The organism is Sulfurospirillum sp. UCH001 (genome assembly GCF_001548035.1).
GTDB lineage: Bacteria > Campylobacterota > Campylobacteria > Campylobacterales > Sulfurospirillaceae > Sulfurospirillum.
Genome location: NZ_AP014723.1, coordinates 1,357,300 through 1,374,332 on the forward strand (window position 1 = coordinate 1,357,300; position 17,033 = coordinate 1,374,332).

A 17,033-nucleotide genomic window follows, 5' to 3' on the forward strand; every position below is an offset into this window, starting at 1 on the left:
CAATCTTGAGACAGCCTTGAAGAGTTGTTAGACTTAGTCAAGTCCATAAACTATTACACAGGATAGACTCTTTTTTGAGGGTCTATATATGTTAAATGTTACAAAAAGCCAATATGGTGTCTATAGATTTCGACAAAGAATAGACACTAATCTACGTAAATATTTCAACCGTTCAGAGATAAGTATAAGTCTTAAAACAAAGTCACTTCCTGAAGCACAGGCTAAAGCTTCCATCTATCACAAAGAGTTTTTAGCTATAAGGTTTCATGCAAGTATTCACTTCATAGACCCTTCAGTCGTTCAGAAGTTAGTCGATAAATTCTGTGAGGATGTCTTAGGCGTTGTTACAAAGCCTGTGGAAGTCCCAAAAGAAGAGATGAGCTTCAAACAAAGCATAGAAGATTTTTGTTACTACTATAAGGCTAAAAACATCGGCAAAGGCACGAGAGATTCTGTTACACACTTTCTTAGCTCTATCTTTCTTGACATTATTGGAGCAGAGACCAAAGTCAAAGATACAACTGTCAAAGACCTAGTGCGTGTCAAAGAGCAACTCTTTAGACTCCCGCGTAGGAATATCCCAAAGTATCAAGATAAATCAACAAAGCAACTGCTAAAGATGAATATACCTGAAGAAGATAGATTGTCTATCAACAGGGTACAGGGCTGTGTCAACTACATCAAACGATATTTCAACTATTGTTTTGCACAACAGCTCATTCCTTTTAACCCTGCTAACTTTATCTCAGTGACATGTGAAGAGACAGCTATAGACGAGCGTGAGCCATTCTCAAGGGACGAGGTGAGGGAACTCCTACAGCTCACTGATACACTCAACAATAAACATGCTAGAACTATTTATTATACATTGGCATATACAGGCATGAGGCTTTCAGAGTTGTGGAAATGTACAATAAATGAGATAAATGGTATCTACTGTTTTGACCTTACAAGTAAGCGTATCAAACTAAAGACTAAAAGCAGTCACAGACTCATACCTATACACGACAAGCTTATTGAATTAGGAGTGCTTGAAAGCTTTGCACAGGCTATACAGGTCTATAAATCTAAATCAATAGGATGCCACTATAAGAGAAATCTAAGAGGACGAGTTACAGACAATCCTAAAAAGGTCATGTACTCACTAAGACACTCCTTCGCCACTGAGCTAAAGTACTCTAAAGTAGACCCTTTAGTCATCTCTGAGCTTATGGGACACTCTCACGAGGGTATGACGATGGGGAGATATGCAAGTAGGTATCCTGTTGAGATACTCAAGGAGGCTATAGACCATCTTAACTACTCGTAATGTTTAACAGTTTTCAAGTCTGTTCTCTTAGAGCTTTTTAGTTAACATATCAAAACAAGAAAAAGGAAGATTTTATGGAAGATATATCGTTACGCATACAGTTTGAAATGGATACATCGCTCCCTCAAGATAATATGACTCCTGAGGAGTATGTAACGTACATAAGCGGTAAAATAGAGATATACAATGAAATGAAAGACGATTTTGTTTTAGCAGGAAAAATACAGCTCTACTTTTGTGATATGTTGTCAGCTTATGACAATCATTGTAGTTTGTTTGACGTTATGGATAGTCACTCTTCAACCTTGGAGGAGTTTTTCACAATACTTTATAATCCTTCAACTGAAGAGCTAAGAACATCTATAAGTAAGTTATTAAATCTTGATGAATCTGATTGTGACAAGAACATACTTATCTTCGATAGAATAGAGCTTCTCCCCGAATACAGAGGGCTTGGTATAACAAAACGAGTAATTAATCACAGCATCAAACTATTTTCAAATCAGTGTAACTTGATAGTATTGCAGTGTTTTCCTTTGCAGTTATCAACTAAAGAACAAGAAAAAGAGATTCAAAATATTGAGTGGCATAATAGCTTACAGCTAGATATACTTGAAAAAGATAAGAAAAAAGCTACAAAATCTTTATCCAACTACTATAAAAGTTTAGGGTTCATTAGCATACCTCGTACAAACTTCATGCTAATCAAAAATCCATTCAATAACTGGTAGAACATTTTATACCTTTTTTATCTTTTGTTATGAACCATTCTTGTATACTAAGTAACACAATGATTTAAAGAGGTATCATCACACATGGGCGAAGAGCAAAAGAAACTATTAGAGCAACAACTATGGAATATCGCAAACACCTTGCGTGGTAAGATGGATGCCGATGAGTTTAGAGATTATATCCTTGGGTTTATTTTTTACAAGTATCTTTCAGAGAAGATGGAAGACTATGCCAACACCTTACTTATCGAAGATAACATCACGTACTTTGAGATTATCGGTTCAAGTGATGAAGAGAGCTATATCGAAGCTATCAAAGATGCGTCTATCCAAAAGTTAGGCTACTTTCTAAGACCTGAAGAGCTTTTCTCAGAGGTTGCCAAACGAGGCAATGGAGTTACAAACAACTTTATCCTTGAAGATTTAACAACGATTCTTAGAAATATCGAACAGACTACTATGGGTACTGAGTCAGAAGATGACTTTGTACACCTCTTTGAAGACCTTGATTTAAACTCTACGAAACTGGGTAAAACCGTTGAAGCACGTAACAAGATTATCGTTCAAGTGCTCACGCACCTCGATAAAATAAACTTTGAACTTAAAAACCATGACAGAGATGTGCTAGGCGATGCCTATGAGTATCTCATCGCTCAGTTCGCTGCAGGAGCAGGTAAGAAAGCAGGAGAGTTTTACACGCCTCAACAAGTCTCTAAAGTCCTTGCCAAAATCGTCACCAATGGCAAAAGCAAACTAAAATCTGTCTATGACCCGACATGTGGGTCAGGCTCTTTGCTTTTACGTGTTGCCAAAGAGGTCGAAGATGTCTCTAACTTCTACGGTCAAGAGCTGAATCGTACCACCTATAACTTATGCCGTATGAATATGATTATGCACGATGTTCACTATAGAAAGTTTAGTATCAAGCAAGAAGACACTCTTGAGCACCCTCAGCACCTTGACCATCGCTTTGAAGCCATCGTTGCCAATCCTCCTTTTTCAGCTCAATGGTCAGCACATGACCTCTTTTTAAATGACGATAGATTCTCACAGTATGGCAAGTTAGCACCATCTTCTAAAGCAGACTTTGCCTTTGTGCAACATATGATTCACCATTTGGATGAAAACGGTACTATGGCTATCGTACTGCCTCACGGTGTTTTATTTCGAGGAGCCAGTGAAGGGCACATAAGACAGTACCTCATAGAAGATAGAAACTACCTTGATGCGGTCATAGGTCTACCTGCCAATATCTTCTATGGTACAAGTATTCCTACGTGTATCTTGGTCTTTAAGAAGTGTAGAGAAGATAGCGCTAACATCCTCTTTATCGATGCTTCCAATGAGTTCGAGAAAGTCAAAACACAAAACTATCTTACTGAAGAAAACGTAGCGAAGATAATCACTACCTACGCCACACGTAAGGTCATAGAGAAGTACTCTTACTTGGCATCACTGGATGAGATAAAAGAAAATGACTACAACCTAAACATCCCCCGTTATGTCGATACCTTTGAAGAAGAGGAAGCCATTGACCTAGATGTGGTCAGTCAAGAACTACAAGCCCTTGAAGTTCAGATGAAAGCCACAGATGAAACCATCGCAAAGTTTTGTGATGAGCTTGGCATCGCTAAGCCATTTTAAGGGATGATGATGAGTCATGTACCAAAACTTAGGTTTAAAGAGTTTAGTGGGGAGTGGGAGGAGAGACAGCTTATAGATATTTCACAATGGCTATCTGGAGGAACACCCTCTAAAGATAACCCATTATATTGGAATGGTAATATCCCTTGGATAAGTGCTTCATCTATGAGAGGACACTACTTTAGTACGTCTGATCTAATGGTAACAAATGATGCTATTGGTAATGGAACTAGGCAAGTACCTGAAAATACTATGTTGTTACTTGTAAGAGGAAGTATGCTTTACAACACTATACCTGTAGGTTTGACAACTAGAAATGTAACGTTTAATCAAGATGTTAAAGCCATTAGTTTTAAAGAAGGTATTTCTAGTAAATTTATGCTTGAGTGGTTTCTTCATTCACAGAATAGACTCTTAAATATGGTAACAGGTACAGGTATTGGAGCTGGAAAATTAGAAACCAGTGAATTGCATAGTATGCCCATATTAATACCCTCAAAACCCGAACAAGAAAAAATAGCTTCATTTCTCACTTCAGTCGATACAAGAATAGAACTGCTCGTCAGAAAAGAGGAGCTTTTGCAACAATACAAAAAAGGCGTGATGCAAAAAATATTTAGCCAAGAGATACGATTTAAAGCAGATGATGGTAGCAAGTATCCTGAGTGGGAAGAGAAAAAGTTGGGGGAAGTAACAAAGAAAAGGTCTTCCAATATATCAGCAAATACTTTAGAAGAGAATAATGGTAATTATAAAATATATGGAGCTACTGGTCATCTAAAGAATATTGATTTTTATACAGAAGATACACCTTATATCTCAATAGTTAAAGATGGTGCTGGTGTTGGAAGAGTACTACTTTGCGATGCTAAAAGTTCTGTTTTAGGAACGTTGGACATTATTCAAAACAATCAGAATATGAACTTATACTTCATCTATCTGTCATTATTTAGAATACATTTTGAAAAGTATATAGTTGGCAGTACAATTCCCCATATTTATTACAAAGATTATTCTAGTGAAAAAATATATGTACCTTGTCTCAAAGAACAAACCAAAATAGCCAACTTCCTATCATCTATCGACAGTAAAATAAAGCACATCCAAAAACAACTAAACGCTACTAAAGCGTTTAAAAAAGCACTGCTACAGCAGATGTTCGTGTAAGGGAAACGATGAGTAAACAAAGTGAAGCCGTCCTTGAAGAGAACCTACTCAAGCAGTTAACCTCTCTTGGGTATGAAAAAGTCCTTATTAACGATGAAGTGGCACTCCTTGCCAACCTCAAAGCCCAACTGGAAAAACACAATAAAACAACCATTAGTGCTGCCGAGTTCAGTCGCATCTTGAATCATCTCAATAAAGGCAATGTTTTTGAGAAGGCAAAGATACTTAGAGATAAATACGCTTTAATCAAAGATAATGGCGATACCTCTTACATAGAGTTCCTAGACTCAGAACACTGGTGCCAAAACCTCTTTCAAGTAACCCATCAAGTTACCATCGAAGGGCAGTACAAAAACCGTTACGATGTCACCATTCTTATCAACGGTTTGCCACTGGTACAGATAGAACTGAAGCGAAGAGGCTTAGAGCTCAAAGAAGCCTTCAATCAAATCAACCGTTACCAAAAGCACAGTTATGGCTTTAACTCTGCTCTGTTTCACTACGTCCAAATCTTTGTTATCTCCAATGGTGTTAATACCAAGTATTACTCCAACAACAAAAAACAAACCTTCAAACAGACCTTCTTTTGGGCTGATAAAGAAAATAACAACATTAAAAATATTGAAGCCTTTACAAGTACTTTTTTGGAGCGATGCCATATCTCTAAGATGATATGCAAATACATCGTCCTTGCTGAAGTGCCAAAGATACTGATGGTACTAAGACCCTACCAATACTACGCTGTTGAAGCCATCGTTGATAAAGTGAAAAACACAAATAAAAACGGCTATATATGGCACACGACAGGCTCAGGTAAAACACTGACCTCCTTTAAAGCCTCTCAGATTCTTACCAAGCTCCCTGAAGTGGATAAAGTGGTCTTTGTGGTCGATAGAAAAGACTTAGACTACCAAACCAGTAAAGAGTTCAACAGCTTCTCCGATGGCTCCGTCGATGGAACCGATAACACCAAAGTGCTTGTCAATCAGTTCTTAGGAGAGCACAAAGATAAGAAAGGTGCCCTCAAAGAGAGCAATCTCATCATCACCACCATTCAAAAGCTCAACACTGCCATCTCTAAAGCGCATTACCTCAAAGATATGGAAGCACTAAAAGATAAACATATCGTCTTTATCTTTGATGAGTGCCACAGAAGTCAGTTTGGAGAGACCCATAAAAACATCACAGGCTTTTTTACCAATGCTCAGCTTATCGGCTTTACAGGCACACCTATCTTCCCTGAAAATGCTGTAGGCAACAGGTACGGTAAACGAACCACCACCGAGCTTTTTGGTGAGTGTCTGCACCGTTATGTCATCACCGATGCGATAAGCGATGATAATGTTTTAAAGTTCTCTGTAGAGTACATAGGCAGATACAAAAAGAAAGAGAACGATGAAGTCTTCAAAGACTTTGAAGTCGAAGGCATTGATATCAAGGAGTTGATGGATGATGAAAGAAGACTGGAGCAAATCGTAGACTACATCATCACGCATCATGACCAAAAGACCCACTCTCGTGAGTTTACAGCGATGATGTGTGTCAGCAGTGTGGATGTGCTGTGTAAGTACTATGAGCTCTTTAAACGTAAAAAGCACCCTTTAAAAATAGCGACTATCTTTAGCTACAGTGCGAATGAAGAAGATAAAGATGCCAACGGTATCTATGACTTAGATGAGAATGATGGGGCACATGTCGATGAAGCGCATATCAATAAACACTCACGAGATAAACTAGAAGAGTACATCCAAGACTATAACAAACTCTTTGGCTCAAAGTTCACTACCAAAGATACTCAAAGCTTTTACAACTACTACAATGACATCTCCAAGAAGGTGAAAAACAGAGAAATCGACATCCTTCTTGTTGTTAATATGTTTTTGACAGGCTTTGATAGTCCAAGTCTCAATACCCTTTATGTCGATAAAAACCTCAAGTATCATGGGCTCATTCAAGCGTTTAGCCGAACCAATAGAATCTTAGGTGAGAAGAAGTCTCAAGGCAATATTGTCTGCTTTAGAAACCTCAAAAAATACACCGATGATGCCATAGCACTCTTCTCCAATAAAGAAGCGAAAGATATCATCTTAATGAAGTCGTATGCCTACTATGTTAAGGTGTTTAATAACAATGCTCAAGAGATGTTTAAAATCGCTCCAAGTGTTTCAAGTGTTGATTTACTTCCTGATGAAGAAGCACAGGCACAGTTTGTTGTTGCCTTTAGAGCGTTGATACGAACAAAGAATATCTTAGAAGGCTTTAGTGAGTTTAGATGGTCTGATTTGGAAATGAGTGAGCAAGAGTTTGAAGACTATAAATCCAAATACCTTGACTTGTATGACCAGATGAAAGGTCAAGGGATGGGCAAAGTAGGCGAAAAAGTCTCTATCTTGAACGATGTTGACTTTGAGCTTGAACTCATCCATAAAGATGAAATCAATGTCGCTTACATCTTGAAGCTTTTAGCAAAATACGCAGAGGCAACACCTGAGGATAAACCAAAACAGCGTGAGAGTATCGTCAACATCATTAACTCTAACCCTCAACTACGAAGTAAAAAAGAGCTGATTGAAAAATTCATCGATACTACGCTTGAAGGCATTAGTGCCGATGATGTCGAAAATGCTTACGATACGTTTGTGGAGAGTGAAAGAGAAAAAGCATTTGATGAGCTTGCAGAGAAAGAAAACCTACACAAAGAGGAGCTACGTAACGTCATCGATACCTACATCTACGATGGACGAAAGCCCCTTGATGACGACATCGCTAAAACACTTCAAGTCAAACCTAAACTGTTAGAGCGCAATAAAATCTTACCTCGACTGTTGGATAAGATTATAGGGTTTGTCGAGACGTTTTATGAGAGGTAGATAAAAGCTGTCTCTCACAATCACAAAGCCATAGATACTATAGCTCCCGTAATAAGGGTAGATTTTAGGTCTGCTCTGATAATAACTAGTAACCTCTGATTTTTTTATTAGAATATTGATATAAAAATGCCCCTGGAGCTATCATTATTATCATGGTAAGATAGTTAACAATATTGAATGGGTTTAACACACTTAACATAGCACTAAAGCCTTCAGCATACCATATTCCACCTAATCCAATAATAATACAAAGCTCACCGAGTATGACTAGTGTAAGTCCGAGCCCTCTTAATATTTTCCATATTGACATTAGTTGATTCCCTTTATTACTAAAACTGTAGTTTGATGAATCGCCTCAAACATTTGTAATGACTCGTAGTAACGTTTATTTTCTACAGCTTCTTCAATAATAAACTTACCAGCACTTTTTCTTAAAGGATTATTCACAACTAAAACAAAAGCCAAAAGACCGACTGGTATCCATCCACTAAAGCTATTGTCAGTAAAGAACCAAGCAATACCCATAATACATCCTATATACAAACATCCAAGGTATGAAAATAGCGACAAGTAATGAGCGTATTTACGAGCTTTAAACATATGGTCTATAAGAGGACTTCTAGGGTTCATTAGATTCATAGCTAAAGATAAATCTATGCTAATAGTTATCTCTTTATTTTGATATTTTGATTTTAATTCTTCCCATTCCAAGACATTCTCCGATATGATTTAAAGGTAAGATGATATGATTTTATATGTCATATCATGCTTAAACCGACTTATAAAAAATACTAAAAATATCTGAAAGGGCATATCAAAACGTCACCAATAGGAAATACCCCCGTATGCCCTCCCGTTTCATCCAAAAGTGTCTCTGTGGTGGACACTATGGAGAGGCTTTAGCATTTCAAGACGACTCATAAGTACCTCTAAACATCTCCACAGGCTCTCACAGAGCAAGGTTACACCAACACAGATGATACTTCATCAAGTGAGTACCATAGTATCTCTTTGACCTCTACTTCATCTCATCAAAGGTTTATCTAGTTTATTAACTCTTAACCATCGTTATACATGATTGTATTTGTATTGTCTTATACTTGACATAGTATTTATAATCTGATAAAGTTTCAAGCAATAAATACGTTAAGTCTTAAAGGGTGTCACATGATAGTAGGCTACATAAGAGTTTCAACAGATACACAGGTCACATCTAACCAAAAGAATGAGATATTAAACTACGCCCATGAGTTACATGTAAAGGTGGATAAGTTTATAGATGTCACCATGAGTTCACGTAAGAACATGAGAGACAGACTCATAGATGACTTATTCACCTCTCTAAGCTTGGGCGATATGCTTATCATTAGTGAACTCTCACGACTTGGTAGAAGCACTCAAGAGGTTCTACAGACCATTGAGAAGCTTATGAGTATTGGAGTAGAACTTCATATCATCAAACAGAAGATGGTTATTAACCCCAACAATAAGAATGATTTTGTCTCTAAGGCTATGATAACCCTTATGAGTCTCTTCTCTGAGTTAGAGCGTGACTTGATTAGTCAAAGAACCACAGAAGCTCTCAAGGCGAGGAAAGCTCAAGGGGTTGTATTGGGTAAACCAAAAGGGACAACTCAGAAGTCTAAGTATGATGCACATGTTGATCGTATTGTGGAGCTTCATACGCTAGGTTTATCTCTCAATAAGATTGTCTCAAACCACTTAGAACCTGTCATGGGTAAAGGGAATTGTAGTGTGGCTAGTTTATCTGTCTATCTCAAACGAAGAGGATTAGTTAAATAGACCAATCCTCAAAGCCTACAGAGAGCAAAAGGGGTCTTAAGGTGACTCGTAGCTCTCCTTGTGGTACTTCTACAACCTCACACATACTTTACACATTATTTTACATACTATTTCTAAAAGTGCCTATTTTAGGGCTCTCGTTGAGTTCACCCCCTATAGGAGAAATAAGGGCTCACGTAACAGACGAATAGAGTATCTCTCCAAGTGCCTATTTTAGAGCTCTGAGGAGGTGGTCGTGCTATAGGAGTAGAATCTATTAATCCTTCTATTTTCAATCATAAACTATTTATCCTCTCTAGGAGTATCTTAGAGCCTCTTTACATCTCATCTACACAATGAAGCAGTCATTTATCGTTTGTCTCTCTGTAGGCTCTCACAGGGCTATAAGTGACACCTATGTAAGTAGGAATAGTCTGTATCCGTTATAGTGTAAATGGGGACTGCCACCTATAGGGGAGAATCAAATATCACCTCATTTAAAGGGTGCTACAAAAGTGCCTATTTTAGGGCTCTCGTTGGGACTACCCCCTTATAGGAGTAAACACCCATCAAAACACACACTAAAAATAATGCTAGAGGTGAGTCTATTATCACGATAGATTGACCTGTAGTCTTCTTTCATAAACACATAATCAAAAACATGAAAGGAGGTTCTATACAATGGAACTAAAACACACAATCACTATCTATGATGCTGTCATGGGTAGTGGCAAGACTACACACATTATTCAACATATGAATAGTAACACACAGCACAAATACATCTATATAACACCCAACTTAGAGGAGTGTCAGAGGATTGCTGAATCCTGTCCGAAGTTGGACTTTAAGCATCCTAGTGATCTGTCAACACTTTATGATACACAGAAATAAATATGTCTAGGCACTCATATCGTTTTGTAACAGTTTATTTTCAAAATCCACTGGTGACAAATAACCATTACTAGAGTGCAACCTCTGTCTATTATAAAACACTTCGATATATTCAAATATAGCTTGATTTGCTTGGCTCCTTGTTTCAAATTTCATATGGTGCGTAAGTTCTGTTTTTAAAGAATGAAAGAAACTCTCGGCAACAGCATTATCATAACAATTTCCCTTAGCACTCATACTTTGGACGATGCCATATTCTTTAAGCATGGCTTTATGGGCATCGGAAGCATATTGACTGCCACGATCGGTATGCCAGATGACACCCTGCGGAGGATTGCGTTTTTTAAGCGCCATAAAAAGCGCATCGTTGACAAGTGTTGCACTCATATGTGCATCCATAGACCAACCAATAACTCTTCTTGAATATAAATCAATGACGACAGCTAAATAGAGCCATCCTTCTTGTGTCGGGATATAGGTTATATCACCTACATACATTTGATTAGGAACTGAGGCATAAAAATCTTGTTGAATTCGATTAGGGGCAATAGCATAGGTATGATTGGAGTTGGTGGTAAGAACTCTAAAACGACGTTTATTGCGACAACTTAGCCCAAGTTTTTTCATAATCCTTGCAATACGTCTACGAGAGACGATCAATCCATAGAGTTGTTCAAGTCTCTTTTTCATTCGGCGTGTGCCGTACGTTTGATAAGTGCTAAGAAAAATATCTTGAATCATGGTGTTTAATACCATATCTTCTTGCCTCTCTATTCGAAGCCATCGATAATAACAGTTACGAGAAACCTCTAATAAATGGCACATGTGCGCAATATTGAATTCATTACGATGCTCTTTAATCCAGGCGTACTTCAATGAGCTTCTTTCGCGAAGAACGCCGCTGCCTTTTTTAAAATATCTCTCTCTATCTTCAACTTTGAGTTCTCTTTACGCAGTCGTCGATTCTCCTCTTCAAGACTTTCTTTGGGTGAACTATTGGTAGTTCGGTTCGGTAATTCAGAAATTAAGTGATGCTTTTTCCTATAGTCTCGTAGCCACGCATACAGTGTTTTATCACTCATCCCTAAATCTTGTGCTATTTGATAGGCTGATTTTTCACTATTGAGGGCTAATTGTATTGTTGAGTTTTTAAACTCTTGAGTATATTTCTGAGCTTTGTTGACCATATTATCAATCCTTCCTTATTATGTAGAAATCTTATCATTTCTGTGTCCTAATAAGTGTAGCCAGATCACAGGGCTACAATATGGTCTTATGACTAGAGCCCTTGTAGATAAATTCCCTATGAAGACATCACAGTGGCTTATCCTTCGTATGGGTAATCGTATCAGAGACCACATCTTAGGTGAAGGTCAAGACTGGAACAATGCCACTACAGCACAACTTGAAGAAAGACTAGCACTGCAATCAAAGATTATGACTGCATGTGAGCTTTTAGATGATGGTATCAGTGAAGAGGAGTTCTGCAAGAAGGTGTTTAGAGTAAAGGAGCTTGACAGAAAAGAAGTACAAAGAGTAGCATAATAAAAACCTGTGGTAGCTATGGGAATCCCTCATAGTTACCTTGTAGTTTTTCTATCTCTCCACAGGCTCTCAGACACTTATAATCACCTATTTGTTTTCATTAGTTTTCTATAGTACGACCTCTAGTCTACTATTACACAAACCATTACACAAACTAAGGATTTTTTAGGTTTTTAGAGGGTACTATTCGTCTAGCTATCTTGTGTAAAGAAAGTCTTAAAGACTCCCTAAAATAGCCACTTATGAAGCATAAAAATGGTCGGAGTGACGTGATTCGAACACGCGACCTCTACCACCCCAAGGTAGCGCGCTAGCCAGGCTGCGCTACACCCCGACGCATTCAAGAATTTGGATTTTAACCAAGATAACCAAAAAGTTTTATTATAATAAGTGATCTATAATTAACGACACGATCGAATCATTTTAGAAAAAATCAACACTGGTACTCTATGAAAGAAATTCTCTTAACAACGTTTAACGCACGTTATACACATACCTCTATTGCGCAACGCTATCTTTTTGCAAACCTCGAAGAGCTCAAAGACAAAGCTAAGATTTTAGAGTTTGTCATCAACTCTCAAGTGGCGGATGCTGCAGAAGAAATTTTGAGGTATGAGCCTAAAATCGTGGGCATTGGTGCATACATTTGGAATGCGTTGGAAGTACAAGAACTCATTACCATCCTTAAAAAAGTAGCACCACAGGTTCTTATCATCTTAGGCGGTCCCGAAGCGAGCCATTTTCCACATCGTGTGGATTTTAGTGGTGCAGACTACATTATTCAAGGTGAGGGTGACATCGCTTTTTATACGCTCTGTAAAACACTCCTTGAGGGCAATATGCCAAGTGAACGTGTTATCAAAGCACCCATGGTTAACTTAAGTGCCATAAAATTGCCATATGATTACTACACAGACCATGACATCAAAAACCGTTACTGCTACGTTGAAGCGAGTCGTGGATGTCCTTTTACGTGTGAGTTTTGTCTCTCATCGGCCGATAAAAAAGTACGTGACATCGAAATAGGGCGTTTTATAGGTGAACTTGAAAAGCTTTGGCAGCGAGGGGTGCGTAATTTTAAGTTTATAGACCGCACGTTTAATCTTAGCATTGAAAATGCGACCAAACTGTTAGACTTTTTTCTCTCAAAAACGGAAGAGTATTTTGTACATTTCGAAGTGATACCAGATCATTTTCCTGCTATCCTTCGTGAAAAAATAGCTCAGTTTCCACCTGCTGCATTGCAACTTGAAGTGGGCATCCAAACACTTGATCCTGAGATTTCTAAAAACATCCATAGACGTTTAAATATCCCTAAGATAGAAGACAACTTGGCATTCTTGCAAGAGCAAACGCATGCGCATTTACATGTTGATCTCATTATTGGCTTACCAGGTGAAAGTTTGGAGGGGTTTGGACACAATTTAGATAAACTTTACTCCCTTACACAGTGTGAAATTCAAATCGGCATTCTTAAAAAGCTTTCAGGAACGACTATCTCAAGGCACGATGAGATCTATGGGATGGTGTATTCCGATAAACCACCTTATGATATTTTGCAAAATGATTTAATTCCATTTAAAGAGATGCAAAAGATAAAGCGCTTTGCCCGTTTTTGGGATATGGTTTATAACAGCGGTAATTTTAAAAAGAGTGCTACATTGTTATGGAAAGAGGGCAAAGTCTATGAAGGTTTCTATGCTTTTAGCGAATGGCTTTATAACCAAACTGAATCCACATGGCAAATCTCACTTGATCGTTTAGCTCAGCTTCTTTTTCGTTATCTTTGTGAAGAGATGGAACATAGTGAAGAGGAGATCAAAGCGCTTCTCATTGAAGATATTATGACGGTTCGAGGACGTAAAATGCCTTCATTTTTACGTGAAAACTATGTGCCTCATGAGGAACAAAAAGAAGGCTACGCAAAACTCAATAAACGCCAGTTAAAACATGCCACAGTATAATGGCGCTTTTTTATAAGGAGGAAGAATGAAAATTGATAAAAGTTGGTGGACTGACATCATCAGTGTTGGACTTATTGGTCTATCATTTGTGATTCCAGAGCCGTATGCACATTGGAGTTTACTTACAGGTCTTTTTGCTTTTTCAGGGGCAGTAACAAACCAAATCGCTATTCATATGCTATTTGAAAAAGTACCATTTTTGTATGGTAGTGGTGTTATTCAGCTACAATTTGAAGCATTTAAAGCTTCTATCAAAAACTTGATGATGGAACAGTTTTTTACTAAAGACCAGTTGGATGCTTTCTTTGCGAAAGAAGAAAAAAAGCTCGATTTAACGCCTATTATTGCAGAAGTAGACTTTTCACCTGCGTTTGATGCATTAACAAAGACAGTTATGGAGTCATCATTTGGTGGAATGCTTGCTATGTTTGGTGGAGCAAGCGCTTTAGAAGGGCTTCGTGCGCCATTTAGTGAAAAACTAAAAGATTCTATACTTGATATTAGTGAAAGTAATGTATTTCAACAAAAAATAGTACAAAGCATACAAAATTCATCACTTACAGATGATATGCTTATAACCATAGAACAGATGATCGATGCGCGATTAAATGAGTTAACACCACAGATGGTAAAAGAGATCGTACAAAATTTCATTAAAGAACATTTGGGATGGCTCGTTGTTTGGGGTGGTTTTTTTGGTGCGCTAATAGGTTTACTTTCAACATTAGTTCTATAATACATATAATTTTACATAAAATAATTAGTAATAAAGAGGTTTCATGGAGTGTTCTTATTTTGGAAAATGCGGTAGCTGTACGCTTTATACATTAGACTATGATGCACAGTGTGCCCATAAAAAGGCTCATATGTATGCTTTATTTGAACCTTTCAATGTTAAGCATTTCGATTTCTTTGAGTCTGTTTCTGAACACTACCGTGGACGCTCTGAGTTTCGCATTTGGAAAGAGGGTGATACGATCAGTTACGCCATGGGAGCTGTCGATAAGAAAGGTGCTGTCTGCATCGAAAACTGTCCAAAAGTCGAGATGAAAATCTATACACTAATGCCAAAACTTTTACAACAGATCGAAAGCTCGCCCATGCTTCGTGAAAAGATTTTCGCCATAGAATTTTTGGCTTCTTCAGAGCATCTTTTAGTCACACTTATTTATCACAAGCCTTTAAATGAAGTATGGGAAAGTGAAGCAAAAGAGCTTGAAAAAGCATTTCGCATTTTTATCATTGGTCGAAGTCGTGGAATGAAAAGGGTTCTTAGTCAAGATTTTGTAGAAGATCGTTTTGATATTGCTGCTAAGACTTATCGTTATAACATCATTGAAGGTGGATTTTCACAACCAAACCGTGCTATGAATCAGAAGATGATCAGCTGGGTTTTAGGTCATCTTGAGAACTGTGAAGATTTATTAGAGCTGTACTGTGGCTATGGTAATTTTACCATTCCAATGGCTGGAAGATTTAAAAAAGTTTTAGCAACTGAGATTTCTAAAACATCCATTGCATCGGCGCTTCAAAACTGCGAACTCAATGATACGCATAATATCACTTTTCTACGCATGAGTGCCGAGGAGCTTACTTCTGCACTGAAAAAAGAACGCGAATACAACCGTTTAAAAGGCATTCATCTTGAAGATTACCGCTTTAGCCATGTCTTTGTTGATCCACCTCGTTCAGGTATGGATGAAGCAAGTTTAGAGTTTATCTCCCAATTTGAGAACATCATCTACATTTCATGTAATCCTGAAACGCTTAAACGTGATCTTGAAGTGTTAACGAAGAAGTACGCCATCTGCCATTTTGCACTATTCGATCAATTCCCGAATACGGAGCACTTGGAGTCTGGCGTTATTTTAAAGCGAATCTAACCCTAAAAAGAGGGTTAGATTTTAAAGAGAGCAAGTTTAGACGCTAGGGTTTCAGAGAGTCCTAAAAGTTGTTGTGAAGATGTGTTTAGATTTTTGACATCATTGCTATTTTGCATAGATGACTCGTAAAGTTCACCGATATTTTTTATGATCGTTGCGGTGTCATTTGAGAGTTTTTGTGACACATTAGAAGCAATTAAAGAGGCATCAGATGCTTCTTTGATAATGGCTTCCGTATTACTGATTTTAGCTTCTACTTCTTCAGAATTATGTGCCATTTGTTCGATAAATTTATAATTTTTACTCATTTGATCGCTTGCATCCATGATATTTTGAACAATCACATTGATCGTTGCATTAATTTCTGTCAAGCTTTTTTGTGTTCTCTCAGCTAAGTTTCGTACTTCATCTGCAACAACGGCAAATCCACGTCCATGTTCTCCTGCTCGTGCAGCTTCAATAGCAGCATTAAGCGCTAAAAGATTTGTTTGATCTGCGATATCTGAGATAACCGTAAGAACATTTTTGACTTGATTGGCATCGTTGCTGAGTTGTTGGAGGCGCTCAGACGTATGAGATTCTACTTCTGATGCTTGTTGAATATTATTAACTAAGTTTTTAATCTCTAATGCAGTGGTATTAAGCGTCTGGGAAGCATTTAGAATATTTTGGCTTGTTTGAGAGGCATTGCATGTATTTTGCTCTAGTGTTAATTTCATGGCATCGCCCAAATCTTTTGTTTTCTTTACAAAATCACGCTCTTCCGCCATACGTTTATCGACATCATTGGAAATTGCTGAGAATTGGTGTGCCATTTGGGCACTTTGTGACGATGTTTGTGTCGATGTAACAACGGTTGTGTGAATTTTTTCGATGAATTGATTGATGTTGTCTGATAGATCAGCAATCTCATCTTTTGAATTAATTTGAATACGTTTGGTGAGATCTCCACTTCCTTTTGCAAGATCAAGTGTAATGGCAAAAAGAGCATCTATGGAGTTTGTCATACTTACAATCATAACACGTGTAAAGACGAAGAAAAATATCATACCGCATATGGATCCAATAATTAAAATCAATCGCTCAGTTCCTGTAATGAGAAAAGAGACCAAGATAATATTGGCCATAAAACCACACAAAACTCCAATGGCTAAAAACCAGCCCTTGGTTTTAATCTTAATTTGATTAAGAAACATTAACCCCTCCTTATGTATGTAAACCCCCTGATTATAACAAATTAACAT

14 protein-coding genes and 1 tRNA gene are annotated in these 17,033 nt (G+C 37.7%); 11 read left to right on the forward strand and 4 right to left on the reverse strand.

What is annotated here, in order from left to right; translation table 11 throughout:
* Positions 1 to 88: 88 nt before the first annotated feature.
* From UCH001_RS06795 to UCH001_RS06815, 5 genes are all read left to right on the forward strand, one after another.
* Positions 89 to 1,309 (forward strand): tyrosine-type recombinase/integrase, encoded by a 1,221-nt coding sequence (locus UCH001_RS06795; protein WP_067176039.1) that lies wholly within the window; start codon positions 89 to 91, stop codon positions 1,307 to 1,309.
* A 74-nt stretch (positions 1,310 to 1,383) separates the two neighbouring features.
* A complete protein-coding gene (locus UCH001_RS06800) occupies positions 1,384 to 2,040 on the forward strand; it encodes a hypothetical protein (RefSeq protein WP_067176042.1) in 657 nt (218 codons plus the stop codon).
* Positions 2,041 to 2,124: 84 nt separating this feature from the next.
* Complete coding sequence (locus UCH001_RS06805; protein ID WP_067176045.1) at positions 2,125 to 3,684, forward strand: type I restriction-modification system subunit M; 1,560 nt, start codon at positions 2,125 to 2,127, stop codon at positions 3,682 to 3,684.
* A gap of 9 nt (positions 3,685 to 3,693) precedes the next feature.
* Positions 3,694 to 4,851, forward strand: coding sequence for a restriction endonuclease subunit S (locus UCH001_RS06810; protein ID WP_067176047.1), 1,158 nt, complete (start codon positions 3,694 to 3,696; stop codon positions 4,849 to 4,851).
* Positions 4,852 to 4,859: 8 nt separating this feature from the next.
* On the forward strand, positions 4,860 to 7,721 hold the full coding sequence (locus tag UCH001_RS06815; protein ID WP_067176050.1) for a type I restriction endonuclease subunit R: 2,862 nt from the start codon (positions 4,860 to 4,862) through the stop codon (positions 7,719 to 7,721).
* Between the two features lie 309 nt (positions 7,722 to 8,030).
* On the opposite strand, the gene UCH001_RS06825 is transcribed toward UCH001_RS06815, so the two are convergent.
* Entirely contained in the window at positions 8,031 to 8,432 is a 402-nt protein-coding gene (locus UCH001_RS06825) for a hypothetical protein (RefSeq protein ID WP_067176055.1), read from the reverse strand.
* Between the two features lie 456 nt (positions 8,433 to 8,888).
* On the opposite strand from UCH001_RS06825, the gene UCH001_RS06830 reads away from it, so the two are divergent.
* Entirely contained in the window at positions 8,889 to 9,524 is a 636-nt protein-coding gene (locus UCH001_RS06830) for a recombinase family protein (protein ID WP_067176058.1), read from the forward strand.
* Positions 9,525 to 10,184: 660 nt separating this feature from the next.
* Positions 10,185 to 10,397: a hypothetical protein gene (locus UCH001_RS06835; RefSeq protein ID WP_067176061.1), complete on the forward strand. Its 213-nt coding sequence runs from the start codon at positions 10,185 to 10,187 to the stop codon at positions 10,395 to 10,397.
* Positions 10,398 to 10,403: 6 nt separating this feature from the next.
* On the opposite strand, the gene UCH001_RS06840 is transcribed toward UCH001_RS06835, so the two are convergent.
* A protein-coding gene (locus UCH001_RS06840; RefSeq protein ID WP_145973094.1) for an IS3 family transposase occupies positions 10,404 to 11,584 on the reverse strand; the annotation gives its coding sequence in 2 pieces (ribosomal slippage) (positions 10,404 to 11,296 and positions 11,296 to 11,584; 1,182 coding nt in all).
* Between the two features lie 88 nt (positions 11,585 to 11,672).
* On the opposite strand from UCH001_RS06840, the gene UCH001_RS06850 reads away from it, so the two are divergent.
* Positions 11,673 to 11,942 (forward strand): hypothetical protein, encoded by a 270-nt coding sequence (locus UCH001_RS06850; protein ID WP_067176064.1) that lies wholly within the window; start codon positions 11,673 to 11,675, stop codon positions 11,940 to 11,942.
* 256 nt (positions 11,943 to 12,198) lie between these two features.
* Here UCH001_RS06850 and UCH001_RS06855 read toward each other — a convergent pair.
* Positions 12,199 to 12,276, reverse strand: a tRNA-Pro gene (locus tag UCH001_RS06855).
* Positions 12,277 to 12,391: 115 nt separating this feature from the next.
* On the opposite strand from UCH001_RS06855, the gene UCH001_RS06860 reads away from it, so the two are divergent.
* Genes UCH001_RS06860 through trmA form a run of 3 tightly spaced genes read left to right on the forward strand, consistent with a single transcriptional unit; the run spans position 12,392 to position 15,789 of the window.
* Entirely contained in the window at positions 12,392 to 13,906 is a 1,515-nt protein-coding gene (locus UCH001_RS06860; RefSeq protein WP_067176066.1) for a B12-binding domain-containing radical SAM protein, read from the forward strand.
* Positions 13,907 to 13,931: 25 nt separating this feature from the next.
* Positions 13,932 to 14,642 carry a hypothetical protein gene (locus UCH001_RS06865; protein WP_067176068.1) on the forward strand — a complete coding sequence of 237 codons (711 nt, stop codon included), beginning with the start codon at positions 13,932 to 13,934 and terminating at the stop codon, positions 14,640 to 14,642.
* 43 nt (positions 14,643 to 14,685) lie between these two features.
* Positions 14,686 to 15,789, forward strand: coding sequence for a tRNA (uridine(54)-C5)-methyltransferase TrmA (trmA, locus tag UCH001_RS06870; RefSeq protein WP_067176071.1), 1,104 nt, complete (start codon positions 14,686 to 14,688; stop codon positions 15,787 to 15,789).
* 14 nt (positions 15,790 to 15,803) lie between these two features.
* On the opposite strand, the gene UCH001_RS06875 is transcribed toward trmA, so the two are convergent.
* The gene (locus UCH001_RS06875; RefSeq protein WP_067176074.1) at positions 15,804 to 16,985 is read right to left on the reverse strand and encodes a methyl-accepting chemotaxis protein; all 1,182 of its coding nucleotides are present in this window, start codon (positions 16,983 to 16,985) and stop codon (positions 15,804 to 15,806) included.
* Between the last annotated feature and the right edge of the window lie 48 nt (positions 16,986 to 17,033).